The 16,533-nt window shown below is 71.2% G+C and carries 16 protein-coding genes; 13 read left to right on the forward strand and 3 right to left on the reverse strand.

The annotated features are described in order from the left end of the window. Positions 1–28 precede the first annotated feature (28 nt). The gene (locus AB0E90_RS34400; protein ID WP_360415306.1) at positions 29–1,360 is read left to right on the forward strand and encodes a serine hydrolase domain-containing protein; all 1,332 of its coding nucleotides are present in this window, start codon (positions 29–31) and stop codon (positions 1,358–1,360) included. Positions 1,361–1,381: 21 nt separating this feature from the next. Then, entirely contained in the window at positions 1,382–2,131 is a 750-nt protein-coding gene (locus AB0E90_RS34405; protein WP_360415308.1) for a sulfite exporter TauE/SafE family protein, read from the forward strand. Between the two features lie 343 nt (positions 2,132–2,474). On the opposite strand, the gene AB0E90_RS34410 is transcribed toward AB0E90_RS34405, so the two are convergent. Then, entirely contained in the window at positions 2,475–3,020 is a 546-nt protein-coding gene (locus tag AB0E90_RS34410; RefSeq protein WP_360415310.1) for a TetR family transcriptional regulator, read from the reverse strand. 116 nt (positions 3,021–3,136) lie between these two features. Here AB0E90_RS34410 and AB0E90_RS34415 point away from each other — a divergent pair, with 116 nt between their 5' ends. From AB0E90_RS34415 to AB0E90_RS34465, 11 genes are all read left to right on the forward strand, one after another. Further along, a complete protein-coding gene (locus AB0E90_RS34415) occupies positions 3,137–3,898 on the forward strand; it encodes a glucose 1-dehydrogenase (RefSeq protein WP_360415312.1) in 762 nt (253 codons plus the stop codon). 18 nt (positions 3,899–3,916) lie between these two features. Continuing rightward, positions 3,917–4,882 carry an alpha/beta hydrolase fold domain-containing protein gene (locus AB0E90_RS34420; RefSeq protein ID WP_360415314.1) on the forward strand — a complete coding sequence of 322 codons (966 nt, stop codon included), beginning with the start codon at positions 3,917–3,919 and terminating at the stop codon, positions 4,880–4,882. A gap of 138 nt (positions 4,883–5,020) precedes the next feature. Next, positions 5,021–6,136, forward strand: a complete 1,116-nt coding sequence (locus AB0E90_RS34425; RefSeq protein ID WP_360415316.1) for an SIS domain-containing protein — start codon at positions 5,021–5,023, stop codon at positions 6,134–6,136. Then, positions 6,133–7,047 carry a carbohydrate kinase family protein gene (locus AB0E90_RS34430; RefSeq protein ID WP_360415318.1) on the forward strand — a complete coding sequence of 305 codons (915 nt, stop codon included), beginning with the start codon at positions 6,133–6,135 and terminating at the stop codon, positions 7,045–7,047. Before AB0E90_RS34425 ends, AB0E90_RS34430 begins: the two co-directional genes overlap by 4 nt. Continuing rightward, a complete protein-coding gene (locus AB0E90_RS34435) occupies positions 7,044–7,715 on the forward strand; it encodes an aspartate/glutamate racemase family protein (RefSeq protein ID WP_360415320.1) in 672 nt (223 codons plus the stop codon). The genes AB0E90_RS34430 and AB0E90_RS34435 overlap by 4 nt, the downstream gene beginning before the upstream one ends. Then, positions 7,712–9,172, forward strand: coding sequence for an amidohydrolase family protein (locus AB0E90_RS34440; RefSeq protein ID WP_360415322.1), 1,461 nt, complete (start codon positions 7,712–7,714; stop codon positions 9,170–9,172). The genes AB0E90_RS34435 and AB0E90_RS34440 overlap by 4 nt, the downstream gene beginning before the upstream one ends. After that, the gene (locus AB0E90_RS34445; RefSeq protein ID WP_360415324.1) at positions 9,169–10,032 is read left to right on the forward strand and encodes a polysaccharide deacetylase family protein; all 864 of its coding nucleotides are present in this window, start codon (positions 9,169–9,171) and stop codon (positions 10,030–10,032) included. The genes AB0E90_RS34440 and AB0E90_RS34445 overlap by 4 nt, the downstream gene beginning before the upstream one ends. Next, positions 10,016–11,716: an ABC transporter ATP-binding protein gene (locus AB0E90_RS34450; protein WP_360415326.1), complete on the forward strand. Its 1,701-nt coding sequence runs from the start codon at positions 10,016–10,018 to the stop codon at positions 11,714–11,716. Before AB0E90_RS34445 ends, AB0E90_RS34450 begins: the two co-directional genes overlap by 17 nt. Then, positions 11,713–12,573 (forward strand): ABC transporter permease, encoded by an 861-nt coding sequence (locus tag AB0E90_RS34455; protein WP_360415328.1) that lies wholly within the window; start codon positions 11,713–11,715, stop codon positions 12,571–12,573. Before AB0E90_RS34450 ends, AB0E90_RS34455 begins: the two co-directional genes overlap by 4 nt. Further along, positions 12,570–13,538 (forward strand): ABC transporter permease, encoded by a 969-nt coding sequence (locus tag AB0E90_RS34460; protein WP_360415330.1) that lies wholly within the window; start codon positions 12,570–12,572, stop codon positions 13,536–13,538. Before AB0E90_RS34455 ends, AB0E90_RS34460 begins: the two co-directional genes overlap by 4 nt. A 19-nt stretch (positions 13,539–13,557) precedes the next feature. Continuing rightward, a complete protein-coding gene (locus tag AB0E90_RS34465) occupies positions 13,558–15,129 on the forward strand; it encodes an ABC transporter substrate-binding protein (RefSeq protein WP_360415332.1) in 1,572 nt (523 codons plus the stop codon). Positions 15,130–15,159: 30 nt separating this feature from the next. On the opposite strand, the gene AB0E90_RS34470 is transcribed toward AB0E90_RS34465, so the two are convergent. Then, the gene (locus AB0E90_RS34470; protein ID WP_360415334.1) at positions 15,160–15,834 is read right to left on the reverse strand and encodes a GntR family transcriptional regulator; all 675 of its coding nucleotides are present in this window, start codon (positions 15,832–15,834) and stop codon (positions 15,160–15,162) included. A 33-nt stretch (positions 15,835–15,867) separates the two neighbouring features. Then, complete coding sequence (locus AB0E90_RS34475) at positions 15,868–16,506, reverse strand: AAA family ATPase (protein ID WP_360415336.1); 639 nt, start codon at positions 16,504–16,506, stop codon at positions 15,868–15,870. Positions 16,507–16,533 lie beyond the last annotated feature (27 nt).

The raw sequence follows: 16,533 nt of genomic DNA on the forward strand, positions 1-16,533 counted from the left end.
CGCCGCGCGGATTCGGAAGGAAACCAACATGCGCACCATCGTCCGGGCGACCGCAGTCGCGACCGCTTTGATCCTCGGCGCCGGCGGGCTTGCCGCGCCGGGAACCGCCGCCGCGAACGCCGCGCCGCCGCCTGAGTTGCAGCGCCTGCTGGACATGGTCGGGCGGTACGTTCCGCTGGCCGGCCTGGCCGCCGACGGGACCCTCGCCGGCCTGATGCGGCCGATCCGGCCCGCGGAGCCCCTCGACATCGAGACCGACGACTCGCCGGCCACCGGTGCGGCCGGCGGGCTCAGCACGTCGGGCAAGACGTTCGACATGGACCTGTTCGAGCGGAACCTGCGGGCCACACTGGACGGCAAAACTGTCGGGTACGCGTACGCCATCGGTAAAGCTGGAAAGCTGGACCGGCAGGCCGGCGTCGGATCCGCGCGGGTTTCGCCGGACAGCCCGGTCACGCCGCAGTCGGCCACCAAGGTGATGACCATTGCGAGCATCAGCAAGCCGGTGACCGCGGCGGCCACGCTGCGCCTGCTCGAGCAGAAGGGCATCTCGGTCGACAGCGCGATCGGGCCGTGGCTGCCGTCGGCCTGGAAGCGGGGCGCCGGGGTCGACGCCATCACCTTCCGCGACCTGATGACGCACCGCAGCGGCCTGCTGCAGAACTTCCAGACCGCCACCGGCTCCACCGGCGGCAAATCCACCGGCTCGTGGGACAACATCCGCATCGCGGTGGGCCAGAACCTGGGCTCGAAGAGCTACAAGTACGCGAACATGAACTTCAGCATCTTCCGGATCTTGGTGCCGAAGATCGCCTACGGGATGGACCTGAGCGAGCTCTACGACGCGCCGCCCGCGAACGTCACGCCCGCCCAGGTCGACTACCTCACCGGGATCGTGTTCCTCGGCTGGCTCAAGCCGATCCTGGCGCTGGCCGGCGCGCCGGTGAGCTGCAGCAACTCCGACCCCAACCCGACCAAGCTGTACATCTACCCGACCGGCGGCCAGGCCGGCTGGGGCCCGGCCGACTACGTCAGCAGCTGCGGCGGCTTCGGGTACAACATGTCGGCGAACGGGATCGCGTCGTTCATCTCGCACGTGCGCTACACCACCAAGCTGGTGTCGGCGAGCGCCCGGTCGCTGATGGTCGACGGGCAGCTCGGCCTCAAGGCGTACAGCGGGAAGTTCGGCACCTACCACGGTCACGGCGCGGTGTGGGCGCAGTCCGGCGGGCGGGGCATGCGGGGCTGCGTCATGTCGTACAGCATCGAGGTTGATATTGCCCTGCTCGTCAACAGCCGCGGCGATTACCCGAGCGGGTGCGGGGTCGTCGTCGACGCCTTCGACAACGCCTGGCACTGACGACGCCGGTACGGTGATCGGGTGCGCCTGGGCGATGCGACTCTGCTCGTGCTCGGCGGTGTCGGTGGCGGGCTGACCGGCTCGATGGCCGGCCTCGCCTCCCTGGTGAGCTACCCGGCGTTGCTGGCGGTCGGCCTGCCGCCGGTCGCGGCCAACGTCACCAACACGGTGGCGCTGCTGTCGAACACCGTCGGCACCGCGGCCGGGGCCCGGCCGGAGCTGCGCGGTCACGGCCGCCGGCTGGCCCGGCTCTCCGCGGTGGCGGCCATCGGCGGGCTGGCCGGCGCGATCCTGCTGCTGGCCACCCCGTCGTCGGCGTTCGAGCGGATCGTGCCGGTGCTGGTCGCGCTCGGTGCGGCCCTGCTGTTGCTGCGGGATGAGTTGCGGCGCTGGGCCGGCCACCGGACGATGCCGGCGCCGGTGCTGGGCGGCACGATCTTCCTGGTCGGCGTGTACGGCGGGTATTTCGGTGCGGCCGCCGGCGTACTCATGCTGGCGGTCCTGTCGGTGGCCGCGACCGAACCGTTCCCGGTGACCAACGCGGTGAAGAGCATCGCGCTGGGCGCCGCCAACCTCGCGGCCGCGGTGCTCTACGCGATCCTGGCCCCGGTGAACTGGGCCGCCGCCGCCCTGATGGCGATCGGCTGCCTGCTCGGCAGCTGGCTGGGCCCGACGCTGGTGCGCCGCCTCCCGGAGCGCCCGTTGCGCGCGGCGATCGCGGTCGCGGCCCTGGCCCTCGCCGCCTACCTGTGGTGGCGCGCCGACCACTAGGGCGTCTCGTGGCCGGGGTCGCGACTCTTGCCGTACGGGCGGCGATGTCCACATCCGCACAGCCGCCGAACGGACTGGTGTTTGCCGAGGTCAGGGCGGTTGATTCCGAGGTCTGTCGGCGGTTGGGAGGGTGTCGGGCCGGGCCCGCCCGTAGCGGGCGCGCGGAGGGTGAGCTGCACCTGCCGGGGCCGGCTGGCACGGGAGTGGGGCACCGCGTACGCGAAAAAGGAGCGTGAGTGGCCGACTTCCTGGATCTCGGTGGTGCGGCGGCGGGTTGAGGGCCCGGGATCCTGGAAATTGGAAGTGGGGCTCGTCGCCGGGGTGGACCCTGAGGTCCGGCGCGTTATTTCAGGGCGTTTGCGGCCAGGCGCAGGTCGGTGAAGGCCTGGTCGAGGTGGGTGTGCAGGCCGGTGCCGCGGTCGGCGGCCCAGCGCTGGACGGCGATCGCGTAGGTGTCCATGCCGACCTGGGCGCACAGCGCCGCCGGCTGGTCGGCGACGCCGCGGGCCCGCAGGGCGTCGGACAGGGCGGTGACCAGCGCGGCGTGCTTGGCCAGCGCGCGCTCCTGCAACGCCGGGGTCGCGACGATGACCGGGTGGCGGCGCTCGGTGACCGGCCGGTGGTGCTCGATCAGCGGCACCGCCTCGTGGAACGCGGCTCGCAGGGCCGGCAGCGGGCGGGTGCCGGGCGGCACCGCGGCGACCGCCGTGGTCAGCAGCTCGACCAGCTCCGCCTGGCCGTCGAAGAAGACCTCGCGCTTGTCGGTGAAGTGACGGAAGAAGGTGCGCTCGGTGACGCCGGCGCGGGCGGCGATGTCACCGGTCGTGGTCTTGTCGTAGCCCCGCTCCAGGTACAGCTCGAGGGCGGCCTCCTGCAGCCGCAACTTCACCGGTTCTCCGCTCCGTGGCACGGTTTCGACCCTAGCATGACTGTCAGCGACTGACGATTCTTTGCGTCAGTAACTGACGCAATGTAGCGTCAGTGCCTGACAGAAAGAGGGTCATCATGGAACAACGTTTTCTCGGTCGGACGGTTGTGGTGACCGGGGCCAGCTCCGGTATCGGCGACGGTATCGCCCGGCGGTTCGCCGCCGAAGGGGCGAACCTCGTGCTCGCGGCGCGGCGCAAGAACCGCCTCGACGCCCTGGCGGCCACGATCGGGCCGGACCGGGCGCTCGCCGTCGCCACCGACGTGACCAGCGAGGACGATGTCCGGGCGATGATCGGCGCGGGCGCCGAGCGGTTCGGCGGCATCGACGTGCTGGTCTCCAATGCCGGGCTGGGCCTGGCCAAGGAGTTCGTGGAGACGACCGTCGCGGACTGGCGGCTGGTCATGACCACCGACGTCGACAGCTGCTTCTTCGGTGCCCAGGCGGCCCTGCCGTACCTGAAAGAGAGCCGCGGAAGCATCGTGCAGATCGCCTCCGCCTCCGGCCTCGGCGGCGACCGGCGGCTCACCGCCTACAACGCGGCCAAGGGGGCGGTCGTGAACTTCACCCGCGGACTCGCCTTCGACCTCGGCCAGTACGGCATCCGGGTCAACACCGTCGCCCCGTCGATGACCGGCCCGGCGGAGCTGGCCACCGAGCACGCCGACCTGATCGAGCGCTTCAACCAGCGGCGCGCGCTCGCCGGTTTCAGCACCCCCGCCGACGTCGCCGCCGCGGTCAGCTTCCTGGCCTCGGCCGACGCCCGCTTCATCACCGGCACGATCCTGCCGGTCGACGGTGGCATCACCGCCGGCAGCGGCCAGCCCAACCTCTTCTGAACGACGAAAGGACCCGTCATGCCTGGAATCACCGACGCGCTCGACCCGGAACTGGCCGCCGCCTTCGCGGCCATGCCCAAGGCCCCCAACGGCACCCTGCTCGACCTCTCCGACATCCCCGGGCTGCGCGCGACGATGCGCTCCATGCCGCGGCCGGCCAGCACGCCGGACCCCCGGGTCGCGATCGAGACGCTGCGTATCCCGCGGGACGGCGGGTCCGAGCTGGAGGTTGTCCTCTATCGGCCGGCCGCCGCCACGCAGACCCTCCCGGCCCTGCTCTGGTTCCACGCCGGCGCCCAGGTGCTCGGCGAAGACGCCCGTGACGACGACGCCTACCACACCGAGCTGTCCCTGCAGCTCGACTGCGTGCTGGCCGCGGTCGTCTACCGGCTCGCCCCGGAGACCCCGGCGCCCGGCGCGGCCGAGGACGGCCATTCTGCCTACGCCCACCTCGTCGCGCACGCTGCCGAGCTCCGGATCGACCCGCAGCGGATCGGGCTGGCCGGCGCCAGCGGCGGTGGGGCGCCCGCCGCGGCCACCGCGCTCATCGTGCGTGACCGGCACGACCAGCAGCCGTGCCTGCTGGCCCTGCTCTATCCGATGCTCGACGACCGGCTGGAGACGCCGTCGAGCTTCGAGATCACCGCGGAAGTGATCTTCACTCGGCCGGACATGCAGTTCGCCTGGGGCGCGGTGCTCGGCGACCGGGTCGGCAAGGGCGACGTGCATCCGTATTCCGCACCCGGCCGCGCCACCGACCTCGCCGGCCTCCCGGACACCTTCGTCGCGGTCGCCCAGTTCGATCTGCTGCGCGACGAAGGCATGGAGTTCGCCCGCAGCCTGAACACCGCCGGCGTCCCGGCCGACCTGCATCTGTACGCCCGGGCCTACCACGCCTGGGACCGCTTCGCGCCGGCGTCGGCCCTGACCCGCTCGTTCGAACAGGCCTGGCACGACTTCCTCCGGCGCCACCTGCACGACTAAGCGGTATACCGATTGTCTGAGCCGTTCATAGGTGGCCAGCGGTGAGCTTTGGATTTAATGGATAAGAAACAACTGTTGATCGGAGAGAAACGGAGGACGGTATACCGTTTCCCCACTTGACGAGTTGGGGAGGGTGCCGTGGAGTCGCCGTTGATCTCGGTGGGGAGCCCGCTCGATGCGCGCCAGCAGGGCGTGATCGCGCGGGTCTCGGCGGCCGAGCACGCCGCGATCCTGACGCTGCCGTCGGACGACCCGCTCGACCCCAAGCGCCTGGCCCGCACCGAGGCCACCTGGCCCGAACTGATCGCCCAGCCCGAGATGGTGCGGCGCACCTGGGCGGCCAACGAGAAGACCCTGGTCGCGGCGGCCGAGGCGATCCGCGAGCGCCGGATCGAGCGGGTCTATCTGGTCGGGGCGGGCGACTCGTACGCGGTGATGATCTCCGCTCGGCTGGCCCTGCAGGACGCGCTCGGCGTGCCGGTCGAGGCGGTGCAGAGTCTGGAGTTCGCCTATTACCTGGGCCCGGTGCTGACCGCGCGCACGCTCGTGGTCGCGTTGTCGAGTTCGGGGGAGACCACCCGTACGGTCGAGGCGGCGCTGGTGGCGCAGCATGCCGGCGCCCTGACGCTGGCCCTGACCAATACCGCCGGCTCGACCCTCGATGTCGAGAGTGAACAGACACTTCGCATCGAGGCGACCCGGGTCGGCTGGCCGACCCAGTCCTCGACGGCGGCGCTCGCGTTGCTGCTGAAGCTGGCCGGCATGCTCGGCGGCGAGCAGCCGGACCACCTCCCGGATCTCATGGCCGAGGTGATCGGCGGGCTGAGCCACCCGATCGCGGCGATCGCCGAACGCGAGGCCGGCAGCCGGATGTTCCTGTTCTCGGCGGGCGGCCCCAGCTTCGGCGCGGCTCTCGCCGGTGCGGCGAAATACAAGGAATGCACGCCGGATCACGCGCTCGCCATTCAGGTCGAGGAATATCACCACTACAACTCGCAGAAGGCCGGCGAACCGCTGCTTCTTCTGGCGCCGAGCGGCTGGGCGGTGCCGCGCGCGGTGGACACCCGGGGCGAGGCCCTGCGGTTCGGCGGCCGGGCCTACGTCGTGACCAGCGCCGGCGAGACGGCGTTCGGTGATGACGTGCTGCGCCTGCCGGCGGTGCCGGAGGCGCTCAGCCCGCTGCTGACCTTCCTGCCCGCGCAGCTGATGGGCTACCACGCCGCGATGGCCAAGTTCCGGGCGGCGCAGCGGTGACCGCCCTGCTGTGCGTCGGCAACGTGACCGTCGACGAGGCGGTCTTCCCGGACGGCCGGCGCGTGGTGCAGGCCGGCGGCGACGCAATCTTCGCGGCCCTGGCGGCCCACCAGATCATCGACGACGTACGCGTGTGCGCCCCGATCGGCAACGACCTGCCCGCCTCGACGCTGGGGGAGTGGCAGGCAGCCGGTCTGGACATCAGCGACCTGCCCCGCCGCGACCAGCCCACCATCCACAATGTCGTGACATATCGGGTGGATGGCACGCGGAGCTGGGACCTGACCACCGGCGAGGCGCACTTCGACCGCATGTCGGTCTATCCGCCGGACATCCCCGACTGGCTTGGGAAGAGAAGCCAGAAGAACGGCGCGGGCGAAGGCTCGGAGAGCGGCGCGGATGCGGCTGTGGTCGGCGGGGTGCTGGTTTCGGCGATGAGTAACGCGTCGATGGTGGCGCTCGTGCCGTGGCTGGCGGCTCGGCAGGGCGCTGACCCGGCGTACAAAATCTATCTTGATCTTCAGGAAGACGGCCTTGGGCCGGAGATGCGGTTGCTGGTAAAGCACTGCGATGTCTTCTTGCCCAGCGAGGTCGAGGCGCGGATCCTGGCCGGCACCGATGATCTGGCCGCGGCGGCCCGTGCCTTTGCCGCCGACGGGCCCGGCGTCGTCGTCATCAAGCGCGCCGAAAAAGGCTGCCTGGTGCTCGACGGCGGGACGCTGACCGAGGTGCCGGCCGAGGTGGTCACGCCGGTGGACAGCACCGGGGCCGGCGACGCGTTCTGCGGTGCGTTCGCCGCCGCCCACCTGAGCAGCGGCGATGCGGTCGAGGCGGCCAAACGCGCGGCCGGCGTGGCCCGCCTCGCGGTGAGCGGTCACGGCACGAGCGGCCTGATCGGGGCGGCCCGATGAAGCTCATGGTGATCAACCCCAACACCACCCGCTCGATGACCGACACCGTGGTCGAGGCCGCGCGGAAGGTCGCCCGGCCGGACACGATGATCATCGGCGGCACCCCGTCGTCGGGGGTGCCGAGCGTGGAGAGCCACTACGAGGAGGTCTACGGCGCGCTCGGCGTGATCGACCAGGTCCGGAAGGGCGAAGAGCAGGGCATCCAGGGGTACGTCGTGGCCTGCTTCGGCGACACCGGGGTGCCGGCCGCGCGCGAGCTGGCCAACGGCCCCGTGGTCGGGATGACCGAGGCCGCCCTGATGACCGCCGCCCTGATCGCCCACCGGTTCACGATCGTCACCCTGCCGCGCCGCACGATCGCCCACTCCGAGCGGGTGGTCCAGGCGCTGGGCCTGAGCCACCGCTGCACGGTGCGGGCGGTGGACGTGCCGGTCGCCGACCTGGAGGGTGGCTCGGCGCATCTGGCCGGGATCTTCGCGGAGCAGGTGCGGGCGGACGACGAGGCGCTGATCCTCGGCTGCGCCGGCCTCACCGACCTGGTCGCGCCGCTGACCGCCCGGCTCGGCCGGCCGGTGATCGACGGGGTGACCGCGGCGATCCCGCTGGTCGAGGGCCTGATCGCGCAGGGCCTGACCGCCTCCCGGGTGAACACCTGGCGGCACCCATGAGTGTCCTGTTCCGGAATGTCTACGCCTATCCGGCCGTCGACCGCCTCACCGACGTGCTCGTCGAGGGTAACCGCATCACCGCGATCGGCCGGGACCTGACGGGCGACCGGATCATCGACGGCCACGGCCACCACCTGCTGATCCCCGGCCTGATCAACGCGCACTTCCACTCGCCGGCCAACCACCTCAAGGGCTCGCTGCCCAGCCTGCCGCTCGAGCTGTTCATGCTGTACGAGTCGCCGGTCACCGAGGCGCTGCGGCCCACACCGCGCGAGGCCTACCTGCGAACGATGCTCGGCGCGATCGAGATGGTGCGCACCGGCACGACGAGCGTGCAGGACGACGCGTTCCTCATGCCGTACCCGGAACCCGAGATCATCGACGCGGTCATGCAGGCGTACGCGGACAGCGGCCTGCGCGCCACCGTGGCGCTGGATCAGCCGGAGGTCCCGGAAGGGGACAAGCTCCCGTTCCGCGACCCGTCCCCGGCGCTCGCCGCCGAGCTGCGCAGACCGGCCCCGCTGCCGGCCGCCGATCTGCTCGCCCGCTACGACCACCTGATCTCCCGCTGGCACGGCGCCGAGGGTGGCCGGCTCGGCGCGGCCGTGTCGATCTCGGCGCCGCAGCGGGTCAGCCCGGACTACTTCGCGGCGCTCGACGACCTGAGCCGCCGGCACCGGCTGCCGTTCTACGCGCACATGCTGGAGACCAAGGTGCAGCGCACCCTGGCCGCCGAGAAGCACGGCGGGCGCTCGCTGGTCCGCTACACCGCCGACCTCGGCCTGCTCAGCGACCGGATGAACGTCATCCACGCGGTCTGGACCGACGAGCACGACTGGGACCTGATCGCCGGGGCGGGCTCGATCGTGGCCCACAACCCGGTCAGCAACCTGCGCCTGGGCAGCGGCATCATGCCGTTCCGGGCGATCCGCGACCGTGGCATCCCGGTCGGCCTCGGCGTGGACGAGGCGATCTGCGACGACGCGGTCAACATGTGGGGCGTCGTCAAGATGGCTGGGCTGATCCACAACGTCACCGGTCTGGACAGTGACCGCTGGCCGGCCGCCGTCGAGGTGCTCGACTGCCTGTGGAGCGGCGGGGCCGCCGCCATGCTGCGTGACGACCTCGGCCGGGTCGCCCCGGGGCAACTGGCCGATCTGGCGCTGCTCGACCTGCACGGGCTCGCGTTCACGCCGCTCAACGACGTACCCGGCCAATTGGTTTATTGCGAGAGTGGCGCCGACGTCGCGCTGTCCATGGTGGACGGCCGGATCGTCGCCGAGCGGGGGCGGCTGACCGGCGTCGACGAGGACGCCCTGCTCGCCGAGGCGCGCGAGGTGTTCGCGGCCAAGGCGCCCGCGCTCGCCGAGGCCCGCGCCGCCGCGGCCCGATGGTTCCCGGAATACCAGCAGATGGTCCGCCGCGCGGCCGCTACCGACGTGGGGATGAACCGATGAGATACGACTACTCGCCGATCACGGCCCGGCCCGGCGGCCGCTGGCCCGGCGGCCGCAAACTCGCGGTCTACGTCGCGGTCGGGGTCGAGGAGTACCGCTTCGGCGAGGGACAGACCGAGGACCTGCTGCCCGGCGTCGAGGCGCCCGACCTGGTCAACACGGCCTGGCGCGACTACGGCAACCGGGTCGGCGCGTTCCGGCTCTTCGACCGCCTGGCCGAGTTCGGCATCCCGCCGACCGTGCTTCTCAACACCATGGTCTACGACACCGCGCCGGACGTGACCGAGGCGGCGCGGCGGCACGGGGCCGAGTTCGTGGCGCACGGCATCACCAACTCCGACACCCTCGCCGGGCGTGACCTCGCCTCCGAGAAGGCCTACCTGAGTGAGGTCGCCGACCGGATCACCGCCGCCGAGGGAACGCCGCCCGGCGGCTGGTCGAGCCCGTGGCTCACGCACACCCCGCGCACCCTCGACCTGCTCGCCGCCACCGGCTACCGGTACGTGCTGGACCTGCGGATGGACGACCAGCCGGTGTGGCTCACCACCGACTCGGGGCCGCTGCTGTCCATCCCGTATCCGCTCGAGCTCAACGACAGCACCACGATGGTCGGCCGGGCCGCGTCGGCGTCCGACTTCACCGAGATGGTGATCGACGAGTTCGACGAGCTCCTCGACGCCGCCGATGAGCAGCCGCTGGTGATGGGCCTGGTCACGCACTCGTTCATCTCGGGCGCTCCGTTCCGGCTGCGGGCGCTCACCCGGGCGCTGCGGCATATCGCCGGGCGTGCCGACGACGTCTGGTTCACCCGGCCGGGCGAGATCTTCCGGGAGGTGACCGCGCATGATCGCGTCGGTTGAGGATCTGCACGTCACCCTGCGCGGCAATCCGGTGCTGCGCGGGGTCTCGCTGTCGGTGCGACCCGGCGAGATCCTCGGACTGGTCGGCGAGTCGGGCTCGGGCAAGAGCGTGCTCGCCCTGACCCTGATGGGCCTGCTGCCGCCGGACGCGCACCCGCAGGTGACCGGCGCCGTCCACGTCGCCGGGACCGACATGGTGCACGGATCGGCCGCCTCGCACCGGGCGGTCCGGCGCCGCGAGCTCGGGGTGATCTTCCAGGACCCGATGACCTCGCTGAACCCGACCATGCGGATCGGCCGGCAGATCACCGAGGTGACCCGGGACCGCGGCCGGGCGGTGCAACTGCTGGAGCACGTGGGGGTGGCGGACGCGGCGATGCGGCTGCGGGTCTATCCGCACGAGCTCTCCGGCGGCCTGCGGCAGCGCGTGATGACCGCGATCGCGGTGGCCGGGCGGCCGTCGCTGATCATCGCCGACGAGCCGACCACGGCGCTCGACGTGACGGTGCAGGCCCAGGTGCTGTCGCTGCTGCGGGACCTGCGCGACGAGTACGGCTGCAGCGTCCTGTTCATCACCCACGACCTGGCGGTGGCCGCGCAGATCACCGACCGGATCGGGGTGCTCTACGCCGGGCGGCTGGCCGAGCTCGGCCCGACCCGTGAGCTGCTGTCACACCCGGAGCATCCGTACACCGCCGGGTTGCTGCGGTCGCGGTTGTCGCTGTCCACGCCGCGCCGTCGCGAGCTGCCGACGCTGGCGGCGGAGGCCGGGCCGCGCGGCTCGGGCTGCGCCTACCACACCCGTTGCCCGCTGGCCGTGGACCGCTGCGTGGACGAGCAGCCGCCGCTGACCGGCGATGAGCACGTGCGGGCCTGCTGGCGGGATATCTCCGACCTGCCGAGCGACGAGACGGCAGCCGAATCCGGCGATCTCGACGGTGCCGCCGACGGGGCGCCGGTGGTCCGGCTGCGCGGCGTGCGCTGCGACTTCAAGCTTCGCAACGGCTGGCGGCGGGCCGGCACCCTCAAGGCCCTGGACGGCGTCGACCTCGACGTCGCGCCGGGCGAGGCGGTGTCGATCGTCGGCGAGAGCGGCTCCGGCAAATCGACCCTGCTCCGGGTGATCGCCGGCCTGATCAAGCCGACCGGCGGCACGCGGGAGATCAGCGGCGGCACCCAGATGGTCTTCCAGGACGCCGGCTCGTCGCTGACGCCGTGGCTGACGATCGGCGAGCTGCTGCGCGAGCGCCTGCTGCCGCTCCGGCTGAGCCGCACCGAGCAGGACCAGCGGGTCGAGGCCGCGCTGACGAGAATCGGCCTGCCCGCCGAGGTGGCCGCCGCCCGCCCGCGGCAGCTGTCCGGCGGCCAGCGGCAGCGGGTCGCCCTGGCCCGGGCGACGATCGTGCCGCCGGCCGTCCTGCTCTGCGACGAACCGACCAGCGCGCTCGACGCCTCACTGGCCGCCAGCGTGCTCAACCTGATCCGGCAACTGCGCGCCGACCTCGGCATGGCGGTCGTCTTCGTCACCCACGACCTGGCCGTCGCCCGGCTGATGGGGGACCGCATCGTCGTGATGACGCGCGGCCGCATCGCCGAGACCGGCACCGCCGACGACATCGTGTCGCGGCCCCAAGCGGATTACACGAAAACGCTGCTCGCCGCCGTACCGGAGATCGCGCCATGAGTGATGCCGCCGTCGTCCCCCGCCGGTTCGGGGTCCGTTCGCGGACCCCGGCCGTGCACAACACCACCCTCAACCGGCTGCTGGTCGGGCTCCTGCTGCTGGTCACCCTGATCGCGCTGGCCGCCCGGCTGCTCGCGCCGGACGACCCGATCCAGCCGGCCGGCGACTTCAACCTGCCGCCCGGCTCGCCCGGCCACCTGCTCGGCACCGACCTGATCGGCCGCGACCTGCTCAGCCGCACGCTGTGGGGGATCCAGGCGAGCTGGCTGTCGGCGCTGGCCGTGGTCCTGGTCGGCCTGCTGGTGGGCGGCCTGATCGGGCTGGTCGCGGGGGCGTCCGGGGGCTGGGTCGACAACGTCCTGATGCGGCTGACCGACCTGTTCCTGGCACTGCCCGGGGTGCTCGTCGCGATCGCCATCGTGGCCGCGCTCGGCCCCGGCCTCGTACACACGCTGATCGGAATTTCGATTGTCTGGTGGCCCTACTACGCCCGGATCATCCGCGGCGAGGTCCGCGCCCTGGCCGCTCGGCCGCACGTCGAGGCGGCCCGGCTGGCCGGCGCGAGCCGGGGCCGGATCCTGCGCCGGCACCTGCTGCCCGGCGCCGTGCCGACCGCGATCGTCACCGCCAGCCTCGACATCGGCAACGTGGTGCTGCTGCTCGCCGGGCTGTCGTTCATCGGCCTCGGCCAGCTCGCGCCGGCGCCGGAACTGGGCGCCGACACCGCCCGGGCGCTCACCCAACTGCTCGCGCAGTGGTGGGTGCCGGTGATCCCGGGCCTCGCGGTGATGCTGCTGAGCCTGGTCGCCAACCTCGGCGGCGACGCGCTGCGCGGACTGCTGGACGGCCGGCGATGATCGGCTTCCTGACCCGGCGGGCCGGGGCCGCGATCGCCGTGCTGCTGGTGCTGACCGCGGCGGTCTTCGTCCTTCAGCAGAACTCGCCGGGCGACCCGGTCAAGGCCTACCTCGGGGCCAACGCCTCACCGGCCGCGGTCGCCGCCGAGCGGGCCTCGCTGCACCTGGACGACCCGCTGGCCAGCCGCTACTGGCACTACCTCACCCAGGCGCTCCGGGGCGACCTCGGCACCTCCTACCGCACGCACCGGCCGGTGACCGCCGACCTGGGCGCCTTCCTGCCCGCCACCGTGGAGCTGGTCGTCGTCGCGTTCCTGTTCGCCCTGCTGCTCGGGGCGGTCTTCGCCATGCTCCGCACCATCGCCGGCACCTTCGTGCGCGGCATCCTGCTCGTCGGCGCGACGGCGCCGCCATTCCTGCTGGCCCTCGGCGGGATCATCCTGTTCTACGCGCACCTCGGCTGGCTGCCCGCCACCGGCCGGGGCGGCAACGACGACGGCTTCCTGCTGACGCACAGCCTGGTCACCGGTGACTGGGCGCAACTCGGCGCCGGCCTGCAGCACGTCGTCCTGCCCGCGCTCGTCCTCGCCGTGGCTCCCGCGGTGAGCATCGGGCGCATCCTGCGCGCCAGTCTTCAGCAGACGCTGGGCGCCGACCATGTCCGCACCGCACGGGCCAAAGGCCTTACCGAGGCCGCCGTCTTCGGCCGGCACGTCCTGCGCAACTCGATCGGGCCCGGCCTCTCGATGGCCGGCCTCCAACTGGGCTTCATGTTCGCCGGCGTGGTCGTCGTCGAGCAGATCTTCAGCTGGCCCGGCATCGGCAACTACCTCGCGGAGAGCATCCCGGCGGCGGACTACCCGGCGATCGCCGGCGTCACCGTGGTGCTCGGCGCCGTCTACGTCGTGACCAACACCGTGGTGGACATGATCCAGGCTCTCGCCGACCCGCGCATCGCCCTATAAAAATCCCCCGGAGATATCCATGAAGCCATTGCGCGTTACCGCGGCGGTGCTGACCGCGGTCCTTCTTATCAGCGCCTGTTCCGGCCAGACAAATGATGCCAAGGCGGCCAATCCGGCGCCGACCGACGGCACGCTGACGGTCGGGCTGCTCGGGGACATCGGCCAGCCGCCGGACCCGGACATCTACTACGCCAACAACGGCCTGGCGATCGTGCTCAACACCTACGAGGGCCTGGTCCAGTACGAGGACAACCTCGACACCGTGAAGATCGCGCCGCGGCTGGCCACCTCGTGGGAGGTCTCGGCGGACAAGAAGGTCTACACCTTCCACCTGCGCGACGGGGTGAAGTTCCACGACGGCACGGCGTTCACCTCCGAGGCGGTCAAGGTCTCGCTGCAGCGGCGCACCGACGTCAAGGGCGGCGCCGCCTACATGACCGCCGGCGTGCAGAGCGTCGACACCTCCGACCCTTCGACCGCAGTGGTCACGCTCAAAGAGGGGAACGCGGCGTTTCTCGACTACCTCGCCTCGCCTTTCGGACCCAAGATGATCTCGCCGGACGGCCTGGCGAGGAACAAGGGCAGCGACGATGCGCAGACCTACCTGACCACCCACGACATCGGCTCCGGTCCGTATTCGCTCTCCGCGGTGCAGACCGGCACCAAGTACGAGCTGACCCAGTTCGACGGCTACTGGGGGACCAGGTCGCCGTTCACCAAGGTCGAGCTGCCGGTCTACAACGACTCGTCAGCGCTGGAGCTGGCCTTCGACAAGGGTGACGTGTCGGCGATCGTGGCCGCGCTGCCGTCGTCCGACCTGAAGAAGTACGAGAACTCCGCCGCCGCCGACAGTTACCTGCTGCCGACGTTGCAGTCCGCGCTGGTCACGCTCAACCCGAGCGGCAGCTTCTTCAAGACCGCGCAGGCCCGCCTCGCCTTCCTGCAATCGCTCGACCGGGAGAAGCTCATCCCGCAGGTGCTCGGCAACCGGTCCGAGCTGGCCACCACGCTCTACGCCAAGGGCATGATCCCGGACGGCGCCGACAAGCAGAACATCACCTACAACCCCGAGGCGATGAAGACGTACGCCGCGACGCTCCCGGCCGGCAGCACGATGACCATCGGGTACGCCACCGGCAACCCGAACGCCCAGCAGCTCGCCACCATCGTGGCGGCGCAGATGGCCACCCTGAACATCAAGGCCACCGCGCAGGGCTACCCGACCGCCCAGGTCTTCGACTGGGTGAACGACCCGGCCAAGGGCCCGGACGCGTTCTTCGACGGCAACAACGGCCCGGACGGCGGCAACCCGTACATGTGGGGCCACGTCTTCTGGGACAAGTCCGGCGGCATCAACTACTTCGCCTGCGACGACCCGTCGGTCGACGCCGACCTCGACAAGGCAGTGCTGACCGGCGACAACGCGCTGTTCGTCTCGGCCGCGGAGAAGTACGCAGCCAGCGGCTGCTACCTGAACTTCTCCTACAACAAGGACTGGGTCGTGGCCCAGAAGTGGCTGACCGGGGTGGCCGAGTCGCACAACATCGGCGCCAACGAGCTGAACTTCGCGAAGCTCGGCATCAAGGGCTGACTCTCGTCTCGTAGGGCGGGCCCGCCCGCCCTACGAGATGCCCAGACGTTTGAGGGCGGCCAGCGATTCCAGCCGGTCGCTCTCGATATGCGTGTACGCCACCGATTCGGCGACCCGCTCATTTCCCGATCCGATCGCCCGGAGCAATTCCTCGTGCCCGGAAAGCGCGTCCACCGGATCGAGCTCGGACGTCATGAAGAACAGCCACATCATGCGCCCGGAAACCGACCGCATCAGCGAGCGCATCAATGCGTTGTCGGTCAGATCGACGATGATTTCGTGGAACGCGGTGCTGTCCCGCGCGATCGCGTAGGAGTCGCGCTCGGCCACCGCCCGCCGGGACTGCTCCAGAGCGGCCTCCAGCGGCGCGGTCGACACCCCGCCGGCGACCTCGCGCGCGGCATACCGCGCCGCGCCCACCTCGAGGCAGAGCCGCAGGTCGAACAGGTCGTTGGCGGCCTTGACCGACCAGCTGGACACGACCGCCCCACGGCGCGGCAGGGTCTGCACGAACCCGTCCACCTCGAGCATCGGCACCGCCTCGCGCATCGGCACCCGGGACACCTGGAACTCCTGCGCCAGACGCTGCTCGGCCAGCCGGGAACCCTGCGCCCACCGCCCCCGGATAATGCCCTCGCGAAGCATTGCGTAAATCTGCCGGGAGAGAGACTCGGGGCGTTCCTCGTCGGTGACCGGGCCAGCCATGTATTTCCTTCCGGAAGACAATTTCCGATTCCATTATCCAGCTTCGGCCACCGGCGTCTCGGGCGGCTCGGCGTCGTCCTTCCAGGACACGATCAGCGGCCCGTCATGGGGCTTGCCCACCTCCGCCTTGGCCCGGCGCAGTGCGTTGATCTCGGCCGTCAGATCGGCCAGGGTCACCCGGCGGGTGTCGCCGTCGCGCGTCACCGCCGCCGCGGCGGCGGCCAGCACGCTGTTGACCAGCTCGCCGCCGGCCAGACCGGCCGACCGGGCGGCCAGCACCCCGGCGTCGACGTCCGGCGCGAGCGGCAGGGCGGCCGGCAGCAGCACGCCCCACAGTTGCTTGCGGGTCGCCTCGTCCGGCAGCTCGAACGGCACGTGGGCGATGATCCGCCGGACGAAGGCGACGTCGTAGTTGCGCGGGAAGTTGCTGGTGAAGATGACCAGACCGGCGAAGTGGTCCAGCTGGGCCAGCATCACCGCCCGGGAGACGTTGACGCTGTGGTCGCCGCTCTGGGTCACCTGGCTCAGCCGGCTGCCGAGGATCGAATCGGCCTCGTTGAAGATGAGCACCGCGTCATCGCGTTCCGCGGTCTCGAAGCAGCGGCCGGTGGGCCGGCCGGGCGGCAGTCGGCAGAACTGCCCATGCCGCTTCTGAGGGGGCGCGCCCTCCATCTGAGGTCCCCCACTGGGCAATTTCCC

It is taken from the genome of Actinoplanes sp. NPDC026619, from assembly GCF_040638295.1.
GTDB lineage: Bacteria > Actinomycetota > Actinomycetes > Mycobacteriales > Micromonosporaceae > Actinoplanes.